Source organism: Chitinophaga sp. NPDC101104, from assembly GCF_050277495.1.
GTDB lineage: Bacteria > Bacteroidota > Bacteroidia > Chitinophagales > Chitinophagaceae > Chitinophaga.
This window is the reverse complement of sequence record NZ_JBNNSF010000002.1, coordinates 302263-322056: the sequence shown is the minus strand read 5'-3', so window position 1 is coordinate 322056 and position 19794 is coordinate 302263. Positions and strand designations below refer to the sequence as shown.

At 55.4% G+C, this 19794-nt stretch carries 14 protein-coding genes; 4 read left to right on the top strand and 10 right to left on the bottom strand.

What is annotated here, in order from left to right; all coding sequences use genetic code 11:
- Positions 1–21: 21 nt before the first annotated feature.
- Positions 22–2166 (bottom strand): carboxy terminal-processing peptidase, encoded by a 2145-nt coding sequence (locus ACQKLP_RS19980; RefSeq protein ID WP_427324673.1) that lies wholly within the window; start codon positions 2164–2166, stop codon positions 22–24.
- Positions 2167–2370: 204 nt separating this feature from the next.
- Entirely contained in the window at positions 2371–3549 is a 1179-nt protein-coding gene (locus tag ACQKLP_RS19975; RefSeq protein WP_427324672.1) for a PQQ-dependent sugar dehydrogenase, read from the bottom strand.
- 126 nt (positions 3550–3675) lie between these two features.
- Between ACQKLP_RS19975 and ACQKLP_RS19970 the strand changes: the two genes are divergently transcribed.
- The gene (locus tag ACQKLP_RS19970) at positions 3676–4932 is read left to right on the top strand and encodes an MFS transporter (protein WP_427324671.1); all 1257 of its coding nucleotides are present in this window, start codon (positions 3676–3678) and stop codon (positions 4930–4932) included.
- 7 nt (positions 4933–4939) lie between these two features.
- Here ACQKLP_RS19970 and ACQKLP_RS19965 read toward each other — a convergent pair whose 3' ends face one another.
- Entirely contained in the window at positions 4940–5431 is a 492-nt protein-coding gene (locus tag ACQKLP_RS19965; protein ID WP_427324670.1) for a YkgJ family cysteine cluster protein, read from the bottom strand.
- Between the two features lie 176 nt (positions 5432–5607).
- Between ACQKLP_RS19965 and gcvP the strand changes: the two genes are divergently transcribed.
- Together gcvP and ACQKLP_RS19955 are read left to right on the top strand one after the other, a co-directional pair.
- Positions 5608–8490: an aminomethyl-transferring glycine dehydrogenase gene (gene gcvP / locus ACQKLP_RS19960; RefSeq protein ID WP_427324669.1), complete on the top strand. Its 2883-nt coding sequence runs from the start codon at positions 5608–5610 to the stop codon at positions 8488–8490.
- 304 nt (positions 8491–8794) lie between these two features.
- The gene (locus ACQKLP_RS19955) at positions 8795–11572 is read left to right on the top strand and encodes an outer membrane beta-barrel protein (protein WP_427324668.1); all 2778 of its coding nucleotides are present in this window, start codon (positions 8795–8797) and stop codon (positions 11570–11572) included.
- A 30-nt stretch (positions 11573–11602) separates the two neighbouring features.
- On the opposite strand, the gene ACQKLP_RS19950 is transcribed toward ACQKLP_RS19955, so the two are convergent.
- From ACQKLP_RS19950 to ACQKLP_RS19920, 7 genes are all read right to left on the bottom strand, one after another.
- Entirely contained in the window at positions 11603–12931 is a 1329-nt protein-coding gene (locus ACQKLP_RS19950) for a sensor histidine kinase (RefSeq protein WP_427324667.1), read from the bottom strand.
- A 2-nt stretch (positions 12932–12933) separates the two neighbouring features.
- Complete coding sequence (locus tag ACQKLP_RS19945) at positions 12934–13611, bottom strand: response regulator transcription factor (protein WP_427324666.1); 678 nt, start codon at positions 13609–13611, stop codon at positions 12934–12936.
- Between the two features lies 1 nt (position 13612).
- Complete coding sequence (locus ACQKLP_RS19940) at positions 13613–14485, bottom strand: hypothetical protein (protein WP_427324665.1); 873 nt, start codon at positions 14483–14485, stop codon at positions 13613–13615.
- A 12-nt stretch (positions 14486–14497) separates the two neighbouring features.
- Positions 14498–14839, bottom strand: coding sequence for a hypothetical protein (locus ACQKLP_RS19935; RefSeq protein ID WP_427324664.1), 342 nt, complete (start codon positions 14837–14839; stop codon positions 14498–14500).
- 63 nt (positions 14840–14902) lie between these two features.
- Positions 14903–15634 (bottom strand): hypothetical protein, encoded by a 732-nt coding sequence (locus ACQKLP_RS19930; protein WP_427324663.1) that lies wholly within the window; start codon positions 15632–15634, stop codon positions 14903–14905.
- An 84-nt stretch (positions 15635–15718) separates the two neighbouring features.
- Complete coding sequence (locus ACQKLP_RS19925; protein ID WP_427324661.1) at positions 15719–17242, bottom strand: DUF4955 domain-containing protein; 1524 nt, start codon at positions 17240–17242, stop codon at positions 15719–15721.
- Positions 17243–17304: 62 nt separating this feature from the next.
- Positions 17305–17814 (bottom strand): DinB family protein, encoded by a 510-nt coding sequence (locus tag ACQKLP_RS19920; RefSeq protein ID WP_427324660.1) that lies wholly within the window; start codon positions 17812–17814, stop codon positions 17305–17307.
- An 86-nt stretch (positions 17815–17900) separates the two neighbouring features.
- Between ACQKLP_RS19920 and ACQKLP_RS19915 the strand changes: the two genes are divergently transcribed.
- Positions 17901–19790 carry a CocE/NonD family hydrolase gene (locus tag ACQKLP_RS19915; RefSeq protein ID WP_427324659.1) on the top strand — a complete coding sequence of 630 codons (1890 nt, stop codon included), beginning with the start codon at positions 17901–17903 and terminating at the stop codon, positions 19788–19790.
- The last annotated feature ends 4 nt before the right edge of the window (positions 19791–19794 follow it).

The following is a 19794-nucleotide window of genomic DNA, read 5'->3' as shown; positions in this document are numbered from 1 at the left end:
CGATGCTTTACCCTTTTTCTTTTATCGTTTCGGTTCGTTGACCTTGGTTTCGGTGTAGTTGTTTTTCAGCTTGGGGAACGATTGCTGCATGATGAGATCGTTCATGACATTGACCGCTTCGCTGAGGTAAGGGTCTTTGTGCCGCGCCTTGAGCCAGTCTTTGTTCCGGGCCAGTTTCACGGTGTCTGTACCTATTTTGTCCAGATCGGCCTTCAGGCTGGAGATGTTGAGCGGTTGTACCTTGTCGTTCACGGAATCGTAGCGTTTGAGGGCCGCTGCGTTCTTTTTCTGGTCTGCGCGGTAAGACGCGATGTCCAGCGGGTAGGTTTTCTGCTCGTCCAGCTTTTTAAGGGTGGCGATGTTTTCGTTGATCATGCGGAACGCTTCGTTGTTGGCGACGCGTGCTGCAGATTTGGCTTTCAGCGGGGCCACGTCTACCGGTTCGCTCCAGGTGGTATAATCTGCCTGGGGCACCACGTCCCACTTCAGGGCATCTTTATCTTTCTTTTCGCCGACTTCGTAGTAGGGAGAAGGCAATACCACATCGGATTCCACGCCTTTCAATTGGGTGGAACCGCCGTTGGCGCGGTAGAATTTCTGAACGGTGAGCTTGATGGCGCCGAGGCTGCCGCCTACGTCCCCTTTCACGAAGGCGTCGAGGTCGAGGAGGCGTTGCACGGTACCTTTACCGAAAGAATTCGGGCTGCCGATGATCACCGCGCGTTTGTAATCCTGCATGGCTGCCGCCATGATTTCCGAAGCGGAGGCGCTGAATTCGTTCACCATGATGGCGAGCGGCCCGTCGTACGCTACGCTTTTATTACGGTCGCGCTGTTGCAGCACTTCACCGGATCGGGAACGCACCTGCACCATAGTGCCTTCGGGAACGAACAGGCCCGCCATATTGATGACATCGGGTAAGGAGCCACCGCCATTGAAGCGGAGATCGAGGATGATACCGTCTACTTTTTCAGCTTTCAGTTTTTCGATTTCTTTTTCCACATCTCTAAATGCAGAGGCGCCGTCACGATTTTCGAAGTCGGCATAAAACTCGGGCAGATAGATATATCCGATTTTATGTGAACCGTTGATCACGGCTGATTTGGCGAATACGTCGTCGAGCTTGATCTCGTCGCGCACGATGGGGATCACCTTGATGGTGCCGTCCACGCTTTTCACGGTGAGCTTCACTACGCTGCCTTTGGAGCCGCGGATGTGGGTCACGGCTTCTTCCACGGGGAACCCGCCGATATCGATCGGTTCCTTATCGCCTTCGCCCACTTTCAGGATCACGTCGTCTGCCTTCAGCTGGCCCTGTTTCCAGGAGGGGCTGCCGGTAACGATGCTCACGATCTTGATGCGGCCTTCTTCCTCCCGGAGCTGCGCGCCGATACCGTAGAATTTGCCGGCCATCGACTCCTGGAAGGAGCGTTTCTCCAGCGGCGGCATGTAATCGGTATGGGGGTCCATAGTGGTGGTGATGGCGTTCACGTAGAGCGAGAAACGGTCGTCGTCTTTCGTCCGGTTTTTCAGCCGGTCGAAATAACGGTCGTAGACTTTTTTCACTTTTTCGCGGGCTTCGGCTTCGAGCTGGGCGTCGGTTTTGCCGTTTTTCTCCTTATCGCGGATGGCGGTGAGATCGGCGTATTTTTCGAGGGTGCGGTACTTGAGGGCTTTCCTCCACGCTTCCACACGGGCCGCTTCATCTGCCGGCCAGGGAATGGCATCGGGATCGATGTCCATTTTTTCGGCCTTGTTGAAATCGAACGGTTTAGAAAGGATATCCTGGTAGATGGTCGACACTTCCACCGTCCGCTGCTTGATCAGCTCGGTGCTTTTATTGAAAAAATCCAGCGGGGCGCCGTTCAGTTCGTCGTCCACATGATTTTCCAGTTTCTTCAGTTCGTCGATATCGAATTGCAGGAAAAATTTCTTCTCGCCGTCGATGTTCTTGAGGTATTTCGTGAATACTTCACGGGAAAAGGCGTCGTTGATCGGTTTAGGCTGATAATGGCCTTCTTTGAGGATCTGTCCCACCAGGGTCATGATCGTCTGGTATCTTCCGGGTGGGTCGTCATTCACTCCGATCTTCGCGAATGCAAATATGCCAGCCAATAAGCAAACGATGAGCATTATTGGAACGACCGCTTTCAGTTTCATCTTCATAACCCTGTCAATTGGATTTTTTTCAAATCAGGCCGCTTTTGCGCCTGCGGATTCTCTAATCAAATATAAGCCTAAATCACGCAGTTCTAAAGGCCTGGATTCGATTTAACATATTCTTGCGGGCAAAAACCGTGCAATATACCATTCCGGCCTACCGCCCGCCTGCCAACGGCGCCATTGGTAAGCCGGAATGGCAGGTTCGTCCTATTTTACGAGCTTGTAAACTCCGCCTTTGTTGTTGGCGCCGGCGATTGTCACCAGCATGTAGATTTCCCCCGCTTCATCCTGTCCCCAGCTCAGCAACTGCAGATTGCCGCCGGGTTTGTTGGCGAAAACAAGGTCTTCCCGCGTCCATTTCCCGCCTTTTTCCGTGAGCGTCCAGGTTTTGCCGTTGTAGTCGCCGAAGATGTATTTCCCGGTGAGCGCAGGCAATGCTTTCCCGCGGTAAACATATCCGCCGGTAATGCTGATACCGTCTGCATGGTCGTATTCGTGGATGGGCCCGATGAGCTTCGCTTTGCCCGCGCCTTCGGGAACGTTGAATTCGTGGTACCCTTCCATGATCCGCCAGCCGAAATTCCCGCCTTTGGTCACGATGTCCACTTCTTCATACTTGTTTTGCCCGACATCGCCCGCAAACAGCCGTCCATTGGCCTTGTCGAACGATATGCGCCAGGGGTTGCGGAGCCCGTACGCCCAGATCTCCCCTTTCGCGCCGGCGGTATTGAGGAATGGATTGTCTTTCGGAATGCTGTACGGCGAACCGTTGACGTCGATGCGGAGTATTTTCCCCAGCAGCGTTCCGAGGTCCTGACCGTTCCCGATGGTCCCGTGCTTGTCGCCGCCACCGCCGCCGTCGCCGGAAGCGATGTAGAGGTAACCATCGCGGCCGAAGATGATATCTCCGCCGTTATGGTTGCTTTCGGGCTGGTCGAATTCCAGCAGCACGCGCTTGGTGGAAGGGTCTGCCGAATTGTCGGCCGCCTTTCCCACCCGGTATTCCGCCACCACCGATTTATGGTTGAGGCCTTTGCGGGGATTGGCGACGGGCGCGCTGAAATAGAGGTAGAATTTGCCGTTGTGCTTGAATTTGGGATGGAAAGCCATGCCGAGCAGGCCACGCTCGTCGTACGCGGGGTTTACCTTCACCATGTCGGCACTCACGTCGATAAAGGGTTTGGGCTGCAGTTTACCGTTCTGGACGATCCAGACCTGGCCTTCTTTCTGGACGATGAACTGGCGGTTGGAGCCGTCTCCCGGAACGGCCATGCACACGGGCGACATGACTTCATCCGTTACCAGCTGGAGCCTTGCCTGTTGTGCGGAAACGAAAAGAGGGCAGGTCGAAAGCGCGCCTGCGAAAATCAAACTAACTAGTTTCATTAAATGGAATTTTAGCGGGATAAAAATAATGCTTCCGGCTATACGCTGCCAGAAAAATCTGGCGGCACGGCGGGAAAGGCTTTGGCGGGAAACGCTTACCTTTGGCACGGATTAAAACAGACCCGCTTGGAAGCAGCTTCAGTATCCCGGAACGACCCGTACGCCTCGATGCGGAATGTGGAATTCAGGTATTTCCTGGTGATCCGTTTTGCGACGATCTTCGCGCTGGCGATGCAATTCGCCATTATCGAATGGAAGGTGTACATCCTTACCCGCGACCCGCTCAACCTGGGCCTCATCGGCCTGGCGGAGTTCATCCCCGCATTCTGCCTGGCGCTTTTCGCCGGGAATATCGTTGACAAGAAGGAGAAGCGCGGCATGGTGCTGAAGTGCCTGCTGGGTTACGTGTTCGTGGGAACGGGACTGTTCCTTCTCACCTGGGACGATGTCATGCGCGGCGTTCCGCAATCCTGGGTGCTTTTCATGATCTACTTTTTGGTTTGCTGCGGCGGGATCATCCGTGCGTTCGTGAGCCCGAGCAACTTTTCGCTGCTGGGGCTGCTGGTGCCGCGCGAATTGTACGTGAACGCCACTACCTGGAGCACTTCCGCCTGGCAGATCGGCGCCATCGCCGGGCCTGCGCTGGGCGGGATTTGCATCGCCGCGCTCGGCGTGCACTGGTCGATGCTCCTGGTGCTGGGATGCGTACTGGTGGCGCTCTTCTGCATTTTACAGATCAAGCGCAAGCCGGTACATTACAAGGAGATGGGCGAAACGGTGAAGGAGCGGTTGACGAAGGGGCTGAAGTTCGTGTGGGACACGAAGGTGCTGCTGAACGCCATGACGCTCGATATGTTCGCCGTACTCTTCGGCGGCTCCGTGGCCATGATCACCATATATGCGAACGATATCCTGAAAGTGGGGCCCGAAGGCTTCGGGGCGCTGCGCGCCGCGCCGGCGGTCGGCGCTTTCCTGACCATGATGGCCCTGGCCTACCGCCCGATCGTGACCAGGCCCGGCATCAAGCTGCTGGCGGCGGTGTTCGGGTTCGGGCTGTGCATCATCGTGTTCGGGATTTCGAAGAACTTCATCCTGTCGATGGCGGCGCTGTTCGGCAGCGGGATGCTCGACGGGATCAGCGTGATCATCCGGCAAACCATCCTCCAGCTCAAGACGCCGGACGATATGCGGGGCCGGGTATCTTCGGTGAGCTCCATATTCGTGGGGTCCAGCAACGAGCTGGGATCGTTCGAGAGCGGGGTGGCGGCGCGGATCATGGGGCCGGTGGGCTCGGTGGTTTTCGGCGGCTGCATGACGCTCGGCATCGTGATCACCACCTACATCATCTCCCCCGCCATGCGCAAACTCGATCTGAAGGCGTAGCGATTCCTTATTTAATGATGGATTTCAGGCGTTCCAGGACGTAAAACACGGCCGGGCAGATGGTGCTGTTCAGCAGCGTGGTGTTCGGCCGCTTGAAGAATTCATAGCTGTCGGTGTAGGGATAATTGTGGCAATCGCCGGGGCGGACGTCATAGATGCCGCAGTAGTTGTCTTCGCCGAGGAACGGGCAGGGACTGCGTTTCACGACGTAATCGCCGTCTTCGTCGAGCCGCAGGTACGTTTCGATGAACACGCTTTCGCGGAGGCCGAGGTGTTTGGAGATGCGCTTGATGTCGGGGGTTTTGAAGCGGGGGCTGATGGTTTTGCAGCAACCGGCGCATTGGAGGCAGTCGATTTGGGAAAACGCCTCCTCATGCAGGCCAGGCAGGTGCTTTTCGACGCCTTTTCCCTTTCGGTGCTGCATTTTCTGGAGGAACTGTTTGTTCGCTTTCTGCTGTTCTTTCGCTTTTTTCTCCCAATCGGTGAGACTGACTGACATGTATGCTATTTGCCCGCAAAAATAGGATAATCTCCCGGTATGAAAATCCCATGACAATCTGCGGCGCGGAAGGCCGGGTAATATCAGCCCTATATCCCCTGTAGGCCGGGTGTTTTGGCCATTGTGGAAAAACATCATAGCTTTGCGCATTCTTTCAATTAATACCTGCTTACATCATGAATTTATTGAATACGTTCAAGCATGCTTTCATTGGCCGCCACATCGGGCCTAATGAGGCGGAAACCCGCGCCATGCTCGAAAAGATCGGCATCGGAAGTGTAGATGAACTGACGGGCAAAACGGTACCCGCTTCTATCCGGATGCAGCATGCGCTAGACATTCCGGAAGGGATGAGCGAGTATGATTACCTGGCGATGCTGAAAGACATTTCGCTGAAAAACAAAGTATTCAAGAATTATATCGGCCAGGGATATTACGACACGATCACGCCGAGCGTGATTTTGCGGAATATTTTCGAGAACCCGGGATGGTATACCCAATATACGCCGTACCAGGCGGAGATCAGCCAGGGCCGTCTCGAAAGCCTGCTGAACTTCCAGACCATGGTGAGCGACCTTACCGGCCTGCCGATCGCCAACGCCTCCCTGCTCGACGAAGCTACCGCGGCGGCAGAAGCGATGACGATGTTCTTCAACGCACTGAACAAAGACCATGAGCATATTACCCGCGGCAAGTTTTTCGTGGACGAGCGTGTGATGCCGCAGACCAAAGACGTGGTGCTGACCCGCGCCATGCCTTTGCAGATCGAGGTGGTGTTCGGTAATTACGAGACCGCTGCCATCGACGGGCAGTTCTTCGGTGCGCTGGTGCAGTACCCCGGTGCCGAGGGCACCGTGGCAGACTACCGTTCCTTCATCGAAAAGGTGCACGGAGCCGGCGCTTACGTGGCCATGGCTACCGACCTGCTGGCGCTGACGCTCCTCACGCCTCCGGGCGAGCTGGGCGCAGACGCGGCGCTGGGCAGCGCACAGCGTTTCGGCGTTCCCCTGGGCTTCGGTGGCCCGCACGCGGCGTTCTTCTCCACTAAAGATGAATTCAAACGTTCCATCCCCGGCCGTATCATCGGTGTGAGCATCGACGCGCAAAACCAGCGCGCCCTGCGCATGGCGCTCCAGACCCGCGAGCAGCACATCAAACGCGAAAAAGCCACTTCCAATATCTGTACCGCACAGGCGCTCCTCGCCAACATGGCCGCCATGTACGCCGTGTTCCACGGGCCGGAAGGGCTCAAAAACATCGCCCTCAAAACCAGCCTGCTCACTTCCGCGCTGAAAGCCAAACTGGCCGCAGCCGGCGTTCAAACCGTGAATGCAGGCCATTTCGATACCATCACCCTTTCCGTAACCGACGCACCCGCCATCCACGCCAAAGCACAGGCAGCCGGCATCAACTTCCGCAAAATCTCCGCTAACCAGCTGGGCATTTCGCTGGACGAGACCACTTCCGTGGAAGACGTGAACGCCGTGCTCGCCGTTTTCGGCGCCGGCAAAGTAACCGAAGCCGATGTGGAAAGCGCAGCCAGCGGCATTCCCGCCGGTCTTCAGCGTACCAGCCCCTACCTGCTGCACCCGGTGTTCAACACCCACCACAGCGAAACGGAAATGATGCGCTACATCAAATGGCTGGAAAATAAAGACCTTTCGCTCAATACTTCCATGATCTCCCTCGGCTCCTGCACCATGAAACTGAACGCAGCTACCGAAATGATCCCCCTCTCCTGGAGCCACTGGAGCAAAATGCACCCCTTCGCCCCGGCAGAACAGGCCGGCGGTTACCTCCAGATCATCCGGGAACTGAGCGATTACCTTTGCAAGATCACCGCGTTCGACGCCTGCTCCCTGCAGCCCAACTCCGGCGCACAGGGCGAATACGCCGGCCTCCTCGCCATCCGCAACTACCACGAAAGCCGTGGCGAAGCGCACCGCAACGTGATCCTCATCCCCATTTCCGCACACGGCACCAACCCCGCATCCGCCGTTATGGCCGGTTATAAGGTAGTGATCGTGAAAGCGCTCGAAAACGGTTATATCGATATCGCCGACCTGAAAGCGAAAGCGGAACAACATAAAGACAACCTCGCCGGCGTCATGATCACTTACCCCTCCACCTACGGCGTTTACGAAGAAGGTGTGAAAGAGGCTTGCCAGATCATCCACGACAATGGCGGACAGGTATATATGGACGGCGCCAACATGAACGCCCAGGTAGGCCTCACGGCTCCCGGCCTCATCGGTGCCGACGTTTGCCACCTGAACCTGCACAAGACCTTCGCGATCCCCCACGGCGGCGGCGGTCCCGGCATGGGCCCCATCTGCGTGGCCAAGCACCTCGCACCGTTCCTGCCCGGTCACGTAGACCTCCAGGCAACCGGTAACGGCAGCAAACAGGCGCATGCGGTTTCTGCTGCTCCCTTCGGCAGCGCTTCCATCCTGCTGATCTCTTACGCCTACATCCGCCTCCTCGGCCGCACGGGCGTGAAGAAATCCACCGAATACGCGATCCTCAACGCCAACTACATGAAAGCCAGGCTCGAAAACGCCTTCGACATCCTGTACACCGGCGTGAGCGGCACCTGCGCCCACGAATTCATCGTAGACCTGCGCCCCTTCAAAGGCACGGCGGGCATCGAAGCGGAAGATGTGGCCAAGCGACTGATGGACTACGGTTTCCACGCCCCGACCATGAGCTTCCCGGTTCCGGGCACGATCATGATCGAGCCTACGGAAAGCGAGGACAAAGCCGAACTGGACCGCTTCTGCGACGCGCTCCTCTCCATCCGGGAAGAAATCCGCGCGGTGGAAGAAGGAAAGGCAGACAAGGCGAACAACGTGCTGAAAAATGCGCCCCACACCCAGGCAGTGATCACGGCCGACGAGTGGACACGCCCTTACGGCCGCCAGCAAGCAGCCTTCCCGCTCGATTATGTGAAAACCAGCAAATTCTGGCCTTCCGTTTCCCGCGTGAACAACACCTTCGGCGACCGTAACCTTATCTGCACCTGCGAGCCCACCAGCGCCTACGCAGAAGCCGAAGCATAGTCTTCTCATAATTTTTATAGCGAACAGCGGCCTCCTCAGGCCGCTGTTTCTTTTTACCACACGCCCCTCTATTTCAATCAAGATAAAATAAGTATACTAACAACTGTATATCAAATACTTGCAATAGAATCACCCGATTTGCACTAAAAAATTTCAGCCGCTGGCGTATGGATTTTTTCCGCTCATGCATCTTTTAACTACTATATTCGTTTATCTACGAAAGTTTCGTAATTTGCTATCTAGAAACCAATTCGCTCCGATGTACCGTAGTAATGCATTCCTGATTATCCTCTTATTGTTTTGTTTGACTGCAGCCGCGCAGCAGCGGACCGAAGTCAAGGGCACCGTGGCGGACTCCGCCAGTAACGAGTTCCTCGAAATGGCCACCGTTACCGCCCAGGACGCCAAAGACAGCAGCCTCATTACTTACACTCTTACCGACAGGAAGGGTGCTTTCCGGTTGACGGGCCTGCCGGCCGGCAAGCCTGTCCGTATCCTCATCTCCTACACCGGCTACCGCACCTGGATCAAAACGGTGGGAACGGAACATGCGCCAGACCTGGGCCGTATTTCCCTCGCCCCCGCGCCGCGTGAACTGGGCGTGGTCGAAGTAGCCGGGAACAGGCCCCCCATCAGCATCCGGAAAGACACTATCGAGTTCAATGCCGATGCGTTCAAGACCCGGCCCAACGCCGTTGTAGAAGAATTGCTCAAGAAACTGCCCGGTGTAGATATCGACCAGGACGGAAAGATCACCGTGAACGGCAAACCCGTGTCGCGCATCATGGTAGATGGGAAAGACTTTTTCGGCGGCGATTCCAAAATCGCGCTGAAGAACCTCCCTACCCACATCATCGACAAAGTGCAGGTGTCTGACACCAAAACGAAGATCGAATCGAAAATGGGCGTCGAAAAGGACGGGGAAGACAAGACCATCAACCTTACCCTCAAGCCTGGTAAAAAGAAGGGCCTCTTCGGCCGGGTGACCGGCGGATATGGAACCGACGAGCGGTACGACGCCAGCGGCATGATCAACTTCTTCAACGGATCCCGGCAGATCAGCCTGCTCGGCTCTTCCAACAACCTGAACAAAACCGGGTTCAGCGTTAATGAAATCATGTCGGCCGCTCCCATGCGCGGCGGCGGTATGACCGTTGCATATGGCGATGGCGGCATGAACGTCAATGGCGTGAGCTTCAGCGGCGGCGGCGAAGGCATCCGCACCGGCTCCATGCTGGGCGTGAATTACAACGACGAATGGTCAAAAGACCTGAAATCGAATACCAGCTACAACTTCAACAACACCCATTCAAAATTTTCCACCCTTTCCGAAAACCGGTTTAACGACGGCCGCAGCGTGATCGGCAACCGCGAAGGTTACGGCCGCAACCAGGCGCACAACGTCAACTTCAACATGGAATACCAGCTGGATTCCATGACCATCCTCAGCATCGTTCCCCGGTTCTCGAACACCCGCCAGTCTTCCAACACCACCAGCGAGGAAACGACCTTCCGCGACCTCGACGATAAAGCCAACGAACGTAACGGGCGGAACACTTCCCGGAGCGATCAGAATAATTTTTCGCTGGATCTCAATGCCATGCGCACGCTGAACAAAAAAGGCAGGAGCATCAGTTTCCGGTTCAACGGGAACTACGGAGAAACCACCGGCAACGCGTTCAACTATTCCGATCAGAAATTCTATGTCGGCAATGTGCTCGATTCCACCAACATCCTCGACCAGCAAAGCATCACTTCCGGGAAAAGGGAAAGCCTCGACGCGGCCCTCACCTATGTGGAACCGCTGTCTGACCGCTGGCGCATGAACGCTTCGTACAGCTACCGCTACAACGTCAATAATTCGCGGCGGGAAACATATAATTTCAACGAAAACGAGAAAGGATATTCGGAATTCGACAGCCTGTATTCCAACCGCTTCAACAACAAGCAGATGACCCACTCGCCCACCGTCAATTTCCAGTTCAGCAACAAGAAAAAGAACATCAACGCCACCATCGGCGGCGGCGTCCTGTTCAACACGCTGGAAAACTATTCGTTCTACGACAAACAGGCGTTCCGGCAAGAACAGGTCAACTTCAACCCGAACACCCGCATCTCTTACACTTTCGCAGACAAAGGCCAGCTGACTTTTTCCTATAACGGCTTCAGCCAGCAGCCCAGCATCGAGCAATTGCAGCCCGTGCCCGACAACAGCAACCCGCTGAACGTCCGCCTCGGCAACCCTGACCTGAAAACCGTGTTTTCCCAATCGTTCAACCTGAACTACAATAAGTTCAAACCGAACGGTTTTGGCATGTTCTCCTACGCCAGCTTCCGCCCGATCAATAACCAGTTCTCTACCATGACCCGCGTGAACAGCGACGGTAGCCAGGTCACCCAAACCATCAACGTGAACGGAGTCTACAACGCGAACGGTAATATCAACCTCAGCTACAACAAAGTGAAAAAGGATTACCAGTTCCGGACCAACGGCGGCGTTTTCATCAACTATTCCAACAACGTCAACTATTCCAATATCAACAACAAACGGGGTGATACGGCCGTGCATAAAAACGTCAGCAAAAACTTCTCCATCGGCCCGAACGTGAACGCATCGTTCTCCTGGAAAGAGCTGCTGGACCTGACCATGAATTACCGCCCCAATTATAACCAGGTGACCAACGACCGTACAAACGTCAAAACGAGCAATTTCACACAGCGTTTTACGGCGGGCGGAACGCTCTACTGGCCGAAAAATTTCTTCATCGACAACGATCTGCAATACACTTACAACTCCAACATCGCGCCGGGTTTCAAGAAAGGTGTACCGGTATACAGCGCCGCCATCGGGTATGAATTCATGAAAAGGTCCGCCAACATCAAGCTGTACGGCTACGATCTTTTCCGTCAAAACACCAACATCCGCCGCATGGTGTCGGAACTCGGTACTTTCGATACACGGACAGCCATGGTAGACCAGTATTTCATGCTGTCGTTCACCTATAATTTCGCGAAGTTCGGCTCCAAGATCGGCAGCAACCGCCGCCGCGACGGGGGCCGCGTGTACGACCTGATGTTTTAGCCTTCCTTCCGCCAATTCTAATAGGCTGCCCTAACCGGCAGCCTTTTTCATGCCGTTCCGCGGAAACCACACCGTGAATGCGGTACCTTTTCCTTCTACGGATTCTACCTCCAGGGAAATCTCATGGTACTTCGCGATCGTGGACACGATAGACAGTCCCAAGCCCAAGCCCTCACCGGTCCCGATTTTCCGGAAACGCTCGAATATGGCCCCTATCGATTCTTCAGGGATCCCGATGCCTGAGTCTTCCACAACAATCGCATACCGGCCGTCATCTTCCGTGATATCGCGGATCCAGATACGGCCGCCGGGGCGATTGTACCGGATCGCATTATTGAGCAGATTGTGAAAGAGCTGAAATACAAGGTCGCGGTTCATATTCATCGCCACGCCACCGTTTATTCGCATGTTAAAGCGAAGCTGTTTATCCTCCAGCCGGTGGCCCAGTTCTTCCATTACTTCTTCCAGCAAATCGGACAGCGAAAACTGTTCGCCCCGCGGGAACTGATCGTTTTCGATGCGGGATATCAGCAACAGGGACTGAACGATCTTCCGGAGCCGGTGTACCGTATTTATCATCGCCGCCAACCTCATCTGCGTTTCATCCCCGATCCCCTCGTCCATCATCAGGTTCTCGATTTTATGCTGCAGGATGCTGATCGGCGTCATCAGCTCATGGGATGCATTGGCGGTGAACTCCCGCTCCTTGTCGAACGCCTCCCGGACCTTTTCCATGAGCCCGGAAATCGATGCATCGAGATACCGGAAATCCGCGGTCGTAGTCTTCACAGCCGGCGTTCCGTCTTTAAACGGAAACCTCCGGCCAAGGAGCTGGTTGCGGATAATATCTCCCAATGGCCGCAACAGGATGCGTGTATAAATGAGGTCCAGTAAAACCGTAGTAAAAAGCAGCCCGGCAAGCACATAGATCGCCATCTTCTGCAGCGGCCGGTTATATTGCCCGATGGTAGCGGCCGTTTTCCCCACTTCCAGTATGTAAGGCTTGCCTTCGCCGGAAAAAATATGTGTAAGCACGCGATAGGTCAGCGTATCGCTTTCCACCACCCGCTGAACCGTGGCGATCGTATCTTTCACCGCCTGCAGGCCGGCAGGTTCAAGGGAAATGTATTCTTCTTTCAGCATCGTATAGCTGCCGTAATCCCTTTCACCTGCCAGGTAATACTCCAGCCCGTTTTTCTCAATTACGTCCAGCACTTTTTTCTTCTGTTCCCGCAGATAATAATCGTTGTATTGGAACGCGATCCTGTCTACCAGGAATGGCAGCGCCAAAACAAACAACGTAACGATGGCCAGTTTTGACAAAGTAATATACAGCGTCAGCTTCGTGCGTAACTTCATATTCAGACACAGATTTTATACCCGATGTTCCGGACCGTCTGCAACCAGTCGGTAGGCGCCCTGGCAGAAAGTTTCTTCCGGATATTCTTGATATGCACATCAATATAATTGGAATCATATTCCTCGCCATCGTAGTTGCCCCAGATATGCTCGCTCAGCTGCATCCGTGTGATCGGACGATTCTTGTGCAGCAGCAGATAACTCAGCACGTCGATCTCCTTTTTCGACAAAGGCATCGCTTTCCCATCATACAAAACCTGATGGTTGCCGAGGTCCACCAGGAAGTCGCCCAGCGGTACCAGCATTTCTCTCAGTCCGAACTTGCGGCGCATCACGGCCTGCAGCCGGGCGTGAAGCTCCGGCAGCGAAAAAGGCTTCGGCAGATAATCGTCTGCCCCGAGATCGAGCCCGCGGATGCGATCCTCGACCTGGCCGCGCGCCGACAAAATAACGCACGATAAATCCGGCAAGTCTTTTTTCGCCTCATACAAAACCGACAACCCGTCTTTGTCGGGCAAGCCGAGATCCAGCAGCAGAAAATCGTAGTTGCCGGATTCCAGCTTGCGGGAAGCCTGCGCCGCCGTGTACGCGAGATCGCAATGATATTTCAGCTGCACCAGGAACTGTTCCATCTCCCGTGCAATCAACACCTCGTCTTCTACGATCAATACTTTCGTCATATCAGAACTGGTAATAAAAACTGCATCCAAAAAAATGGTTGGTCTTCCCCCCGCCTACCTGCGCCCGCTTGTCCAGCACCGATACCTTGTACGCCGCCTCGATCATGTAATGTGCACGGGTGTAAGACAGCGGCAGGCGCAATGAATAAGACAACATATCGAACCGGGTGTTAGCGACGTTGTTTGAAACGGAAGTGGATCCGCCTCCGCCGGGAATCCCTGGAATCACCGGCAATGGAATTCCCAACACGCTGTCGCGATATTTTTTCTCCGTTACATAGGTATCGTAAAAATGTTGGGTACCGCCCGTGATCTCGATGGATGGCGTAACGGCCAGCAGGTCTTTCCCCGCGGCAAATGATCCCAGCCGCACCAGTTTTTCCGTAGAGAAAGTCACGAAAACATCCTGCTCCTTTCCGAAGTTATAATCAATCCCCAACCCCGACGTGGCCCAATATTCATATTGAATCGAAGCGCCCGCGTTATCGGGGCTGGCAGCCTGCAGCAGGGGCGAATTCTCCGGATAAAAAGCGTGACTGTAGCTGAAGTCGGCCGTCCATTTTTCCCCCAGCTTGAACGTATACCCTACGCCCAGGCTCCCTGCAGACACGATAGACGTAGTGTCATCGAGCAAGCGGTACGCCATTCCCGTAAAGTAAAATCCGCTCCGGAGCTTTAATTGCCCAACACCTGCAACATACGGCGCCCTCACATCCGCCTTTTGCCCGTAGTAACTCGCGTCGCTGACGCCCGTAACTGCAAGTGTCAGCGTCAATGGCGGCGCTTTGGTACCAGCACTGTCCTGCGCGCGAACAGCAAGCGCAGAAAACCCCGTCAACCATAAAGAGATGGTTAATATGCATAAGTTTTTCATATGGTCATGTTTCTAACCGATCACCCTGATCGTCTTCCGGATAACACCCGGCCGGATGATCCGGATCGGCTTCACCGGCATCGGCGCCGGAACAGCTATAGGTTTTATTTTTCTTCTCGATTTTGGCACTTCCTTAATGATATCCGGCAACGGCGCCGTCTTTGCCTCTGGCAACGGAACCGTTTTATTCTCCGGAACCTCTTGTTGCTTGCCCGCCGGTTTAACGGCAGGCGGAATCGTGTCTACCAGGTCAATGCCATGTACCGGCCCACTTCGGCCAAATGCAGGACATACTTTTCCGATGAACACAACTACTAATAAACTTGTGGGTATAAAAACGGCTAATCTCCGCATCTCGGTAAAAATAACAGGCCTATGCCATTTTCTAAGACGACATAAACCTGTTTAAGTTTAATATCATAATATGCTAATTCGTCCGGCGGCAACATTTCGCACCTGTGCTTTCAGGGGAGTCACATTGATCTTCATCGCATTATTCACCGCACCGGCCGCCTGCAGCTTCATGGGAGCCGCGCCCTTTAACGAGCCATTCACAAGCGTATTCGCGTTCATGGCAGGCTTCACCGGCAATTCTCCCGCACCTTGCAACGCCTCGCCCGCTTGCGGCACCGCCAGCGCACCTTTCACCGTTCCTTCCAGCGCTGCATTCGCTTTCGTGGCGGATTGTACCGCGCCGCCAACCGACGAAGCCGCCACTGCAGCCGCCTGTTGTACCTTTGCCGATCCCTCAGCCGCCGCGGCCGCCGTTGCATTCACCGATGCCGCCGCACTGCCGGCCACCTGCTGTGCAACTTCCAGCCCTTCTTTTTTGGCCGCACCCACTTCATCCCCCACAGCCTCCACGCCATCATTCACGGCATCCAGCTCCCGCTTCAGCTCAACCTCCGTACTTTGGCCTGCCCGCGTATCCGATTTTGCAGACGCCTTCGTATCCTGCTGTTTTGCAGCAGATGCCTCCCCGGAATGCTCCACGCGCGCAGCCGTTCCCGCATTCACCCCCTTCTTGCCGGCACGCACATCCGCGCTGGTTTGTATCGTTGCCTGTTGCCTGGTCGTAACCTGCTGCGCTGCTGCAGCCGAAGTCATAGCAATAAATGCTGCTAATAATACATTTCCTTTCGTTTTCATAATGTCGATTGTTGGTTAAAATTTGATGTTGACAATGCAAACATCGACCGGCAAGATGAAGCGAAGATGAAAAATGGAAAAAAGCTACCTGGATGCGGTTTTGTCTTTCAAACGCAATGCCAGCTGCGCATCGAAGAGGCTTTGCGGCTCCACGCGCTTGCCGGGCGACTCGTTTCGTCCTTCATTTTTGAACCGGATGTTCCTGTCGGCCGTAAACCCCGCGAAAACCGGCTGTGCGAAAGTATGGTTCTTGCGCTTCTGCAAATCCCAGAAATCATATGTGAAATCCCAGGTGGAGCGATGCTCGAAATTCCAGAAAACGAGGTCGCGGCCATGATGCGGAAACCCCGGCTGCGGCCCGCCGATATTGCGGAACACCCCGCCGCGCACGTTATCGAACAACGTGGCGTAGGGCTGCCCGGAATGGCTGTCGATATTCTGATCAACCGCCATGCGGCACCCCGTCACCACCGTATTCACCCCGGTATAACCCGTTCCGGGGCCGTGGTGGCCGGAAAGGAAGTCGCAGTTACGGACAAGGACCCCATAACCGGAGCGCGCGTGGATCGTACTGTGGCCGCCCTTACCGCCGAAATGATTGTTTTCCAGCGTAACGCGGTAGCCCGCGCGGATAAAGATACCTTCGTTCCAATGCTCGAACGTACAGGAGCGGACCCACGCGTCTTTCACATATTCCATCGCAATAGCGCACCAGCCGCCGTCGTGGATACTGTCTTTATGATGGACGAATTCCTCCGGATAACTGTTCCAGTTGCCGGTAAACCGGATATTCTCGATGCCGCATTCTTCCAGGGCTTCATACCGTTCGAGGATGAAATCGTGGCCTTCTACCGGCTCTATGGCGATATGGAGCGGATTTTCGAAACGCACCCGGTTGCCTTTCACTTCGGCGATGGTGTGGATTTCCTGGATGACCATACCGCCATTGTCGCCGAAGAGGCGCGACCAGTCCTGCTTCAGCTCCTGCGGTGCGAAGTAGCGGCGGGTGAAGGTTTCGCTTTTGTGACGGAGCGTAACGTCTTGTCCTGCCGTAAGGGCCGATGCATCGGCCACGTTCACCCAAAATCCGCCGCGTTCCGCATTGCCAGTGATCACGGCGAGTTTGCGGGTGTCGCGGGAAGCAGGCTCGAAGCGGAACTGCCGGCTGTTGATCCGCATTTTACTGGCGAAGATTTCCGTGCCGCCGGGGCCGCTGCCGGCGCCCCGCAGTACGATCCCCGATTTGTTGATGGTGATCTTTTTGGATTTGTCTTCGTCTGGCGCGATGAGGAATTTTCCGGCAGGAAAGTATACGATCCCTCCGCCGGGGTTGGCCTCTGCGGCGCGAATGGTTGCCTGGATGGCGTCATCGTCGTACCGCTCGTCGTCCGGCCGCGCTCCGTAATCGGCGACGTTGAAGATTTTCCTGAAATTGCCGGATGGCGGCTGTTTCTCGGAGAAGTGGTACCCTGCGTAGGAGAAATCCGGCAGGGTGGCCGTTTTGCCCGATTTCCGGGCGGCGAGGAACTCCTTCCAGAGCGGAGATTCTTGCGCATGGGTGGTTGCGCCCGCGCACAAACATGCGGCAAGGGCATAGCTAATTTTCATCGTGGACATAAATTTGCGTAATGCTACCGATTTTTACCGGCCCGAACTGATAGAAATTTGCTTTACAGGTATCTTTCTTTCACCACTTCCATATGGTGAATGGCATGGCCGAGGATAATGAACCCCAGGGCCCTGACGCTGATGGGATTGCCGCTGGCAACACCGGTCCGGGAAAGCTCTTCTTCGTTGAGCGCGCGGAAAAAGTGGTCAGACGCATTGCGGACGAACTGGAATTCTTCCACCATATCGTTCCACTCGCGATGTTCGGTGCGCGCCACGGCGGCGAACTCGTTCTCGTCGAACCCGGGCAGGGGATTTGCGTCTTTCCGGGCGAAATTAAGGGCACGGTAGGCGAAAACCCTTTCGGCGTCTATGATGTGCTGCAATACTTCCTTGAGGGTCCATTTGCCGGGGGCGTAAGCGAATTCCCTTTTGGCGGCGGGGATTTTGTTGAGGAACACCAGCAGGGACGCGGTGTGTTTGCGGAATGCGGCGGTCAGATCGTCTTCGGGCACCCTGCTTACGTAAGTCTCGTAAAACACGGCGTACTCCGGCTTCGTGGGTCTGGGCATAGATGCTAAGTTTGTGGCGGGAAGTTAGGTAAAATCCGGTCATGTAAAGCAGACACCGTATATTTAAACCCGATCAATTAAAAGACATGCTGAAACAAACCCTGGCCCTTTTCGTGGCCATGCTGGCATTTTCCGCCAGTCGCGCGCAACAGGAACCGGAACCCGCCTGGCTGCAGGAAAATTACACCAAATCGGAAGTGCAGGTCCCCATGCGCGACGGTACCCGGCTCTTCACCGTGGTGTACGCGCCCAAAAACGCGCCGGGCGAGCATCCCATCCTTATCGAGCGCACGCCCTACAGCTGCGCGCCCTACGGCGAAGGCCAGTTCCCGAAAATGCGCGCCAGTTTCGCGCATTACCTCCGCAAAGGGTACATCATCGTAAAGCAGGACGTGCGCGGCCGGTGGATGAGCGAAGGCAAATTCATGGACGTTCGCCCCTACAATCCCGCACCCAAAAAGAACGAAACCGACGAATCCACAGATACCTACGACACCATCGACTGGCTGGTCAAAAACGTAAAAAACAACAACGGGAACGTGGGCGTTTCCGGGATCAGCTATCCCGGATTTTACTCCACCATGGCCGCTTTGAGCCACCATCCCGCCCTGAAGGCCGTAAGCCCCCAGGCGCCGGTGACCGACTGGTTCCTGGGCGACGACTTCCACCACAACGGCGCTTTCATGCTCAACGACGCCTTCGCTTTTTACAGCGGCTTCGGCAAACCGCGGCCTTATCCTACAACGGTGGGGCCGGCTGGCTACCCTTATCCCACCAAAGACAACTATAAATTCTTCCTCGAAGCCGGCACCCTGCCGCAGATCGCGCAACTGATGGGCGATAGCATCGCCTTCTGGAAAGATCTCTACAGCCATCCCGTCCTCGATGCCTGGTGGAAAGCCCGCAACGTGCGCCCCCACCTGCAAAAGCTGCGCCCCGCCATGCTGGTAGTTGGCGGTACTTTCGATGCGGAAGACTGCTTTGGCGCATGGGCCACCTACAAAGCCATCGAAAAACAAAATCCCGGTATCAGCAACCGCATCGTGATGGGCCCCTGGTACCACGGGCAATGGTCTACCAACGACGGCACCTACCTCGGCAATGTGAAATTTGGCGCAAATACCGCCGAATGGTACCAGGAAAACATCGAGCATCCGTTCTTCGACCATTATCTTCTCGGAACGCCTGAAAAAGCGATCCCGGAAGCTACCGTATTCTTTACCGGCGAAAACCAGTGGCGCCATTTCGACCAGTGGCCAGCAGCCGGTATTACCGAAAAAGCGATGTACCTGCAGCCGGGCGGCGGGCTCTCGTTCAGCAAACCCGCGTCGGGCAAGGAATTCAGCCGGTATACGAGCGATCCTTCCAAACCGGTGCCCTACGTTCCGGAAATCCATCACACCCGTACCATCAGCTATATGACGGACGATCAGCGATTTGCGGCCCGACGGCCGGATGTGCTGGTGTTCCAGACCGGTGTGCTGACCGAAGACTTGACCCTCGCCGGCCCCGTGGTGGCGGAGCTGCTGGCCAGCATCAGTACGACCGACGCCGATTTCGTCGTAAAGCTGATCGATGTGTTCCCGGATGATTTCAGTTATGGTGGGCCGGATGCCCCAACTGCCCACGGGCGCTACGTTTCCACGACTTACCCCATGGGCGGGTACCAGATGCTGGTGCGCGGCGAAGTGATGCGCGGCAAATTCCGCGAAAGTTTCGAAAAACCCCTGCCCTTCGTGCCCGGGAAAGTGACATCGGTGAAATTTACCCTGCCCGATGTGGCGCATACCTTCCTGAAAGGCCACCGGCTCATGGTCCAGGTGCAAAGCAGCTGGTTCCCGCTGGTAGACCGGAATCCGCAGACTTTTACGGATATTTACAAAGCCGGGCCGGAAGCGTTCGTGCCGTCAGACATCAACATCTGGCACAGCGCCGCAAACGCTTCGCGGATTTTGCTGCCCGTTCTTTCGAAGTGATCCA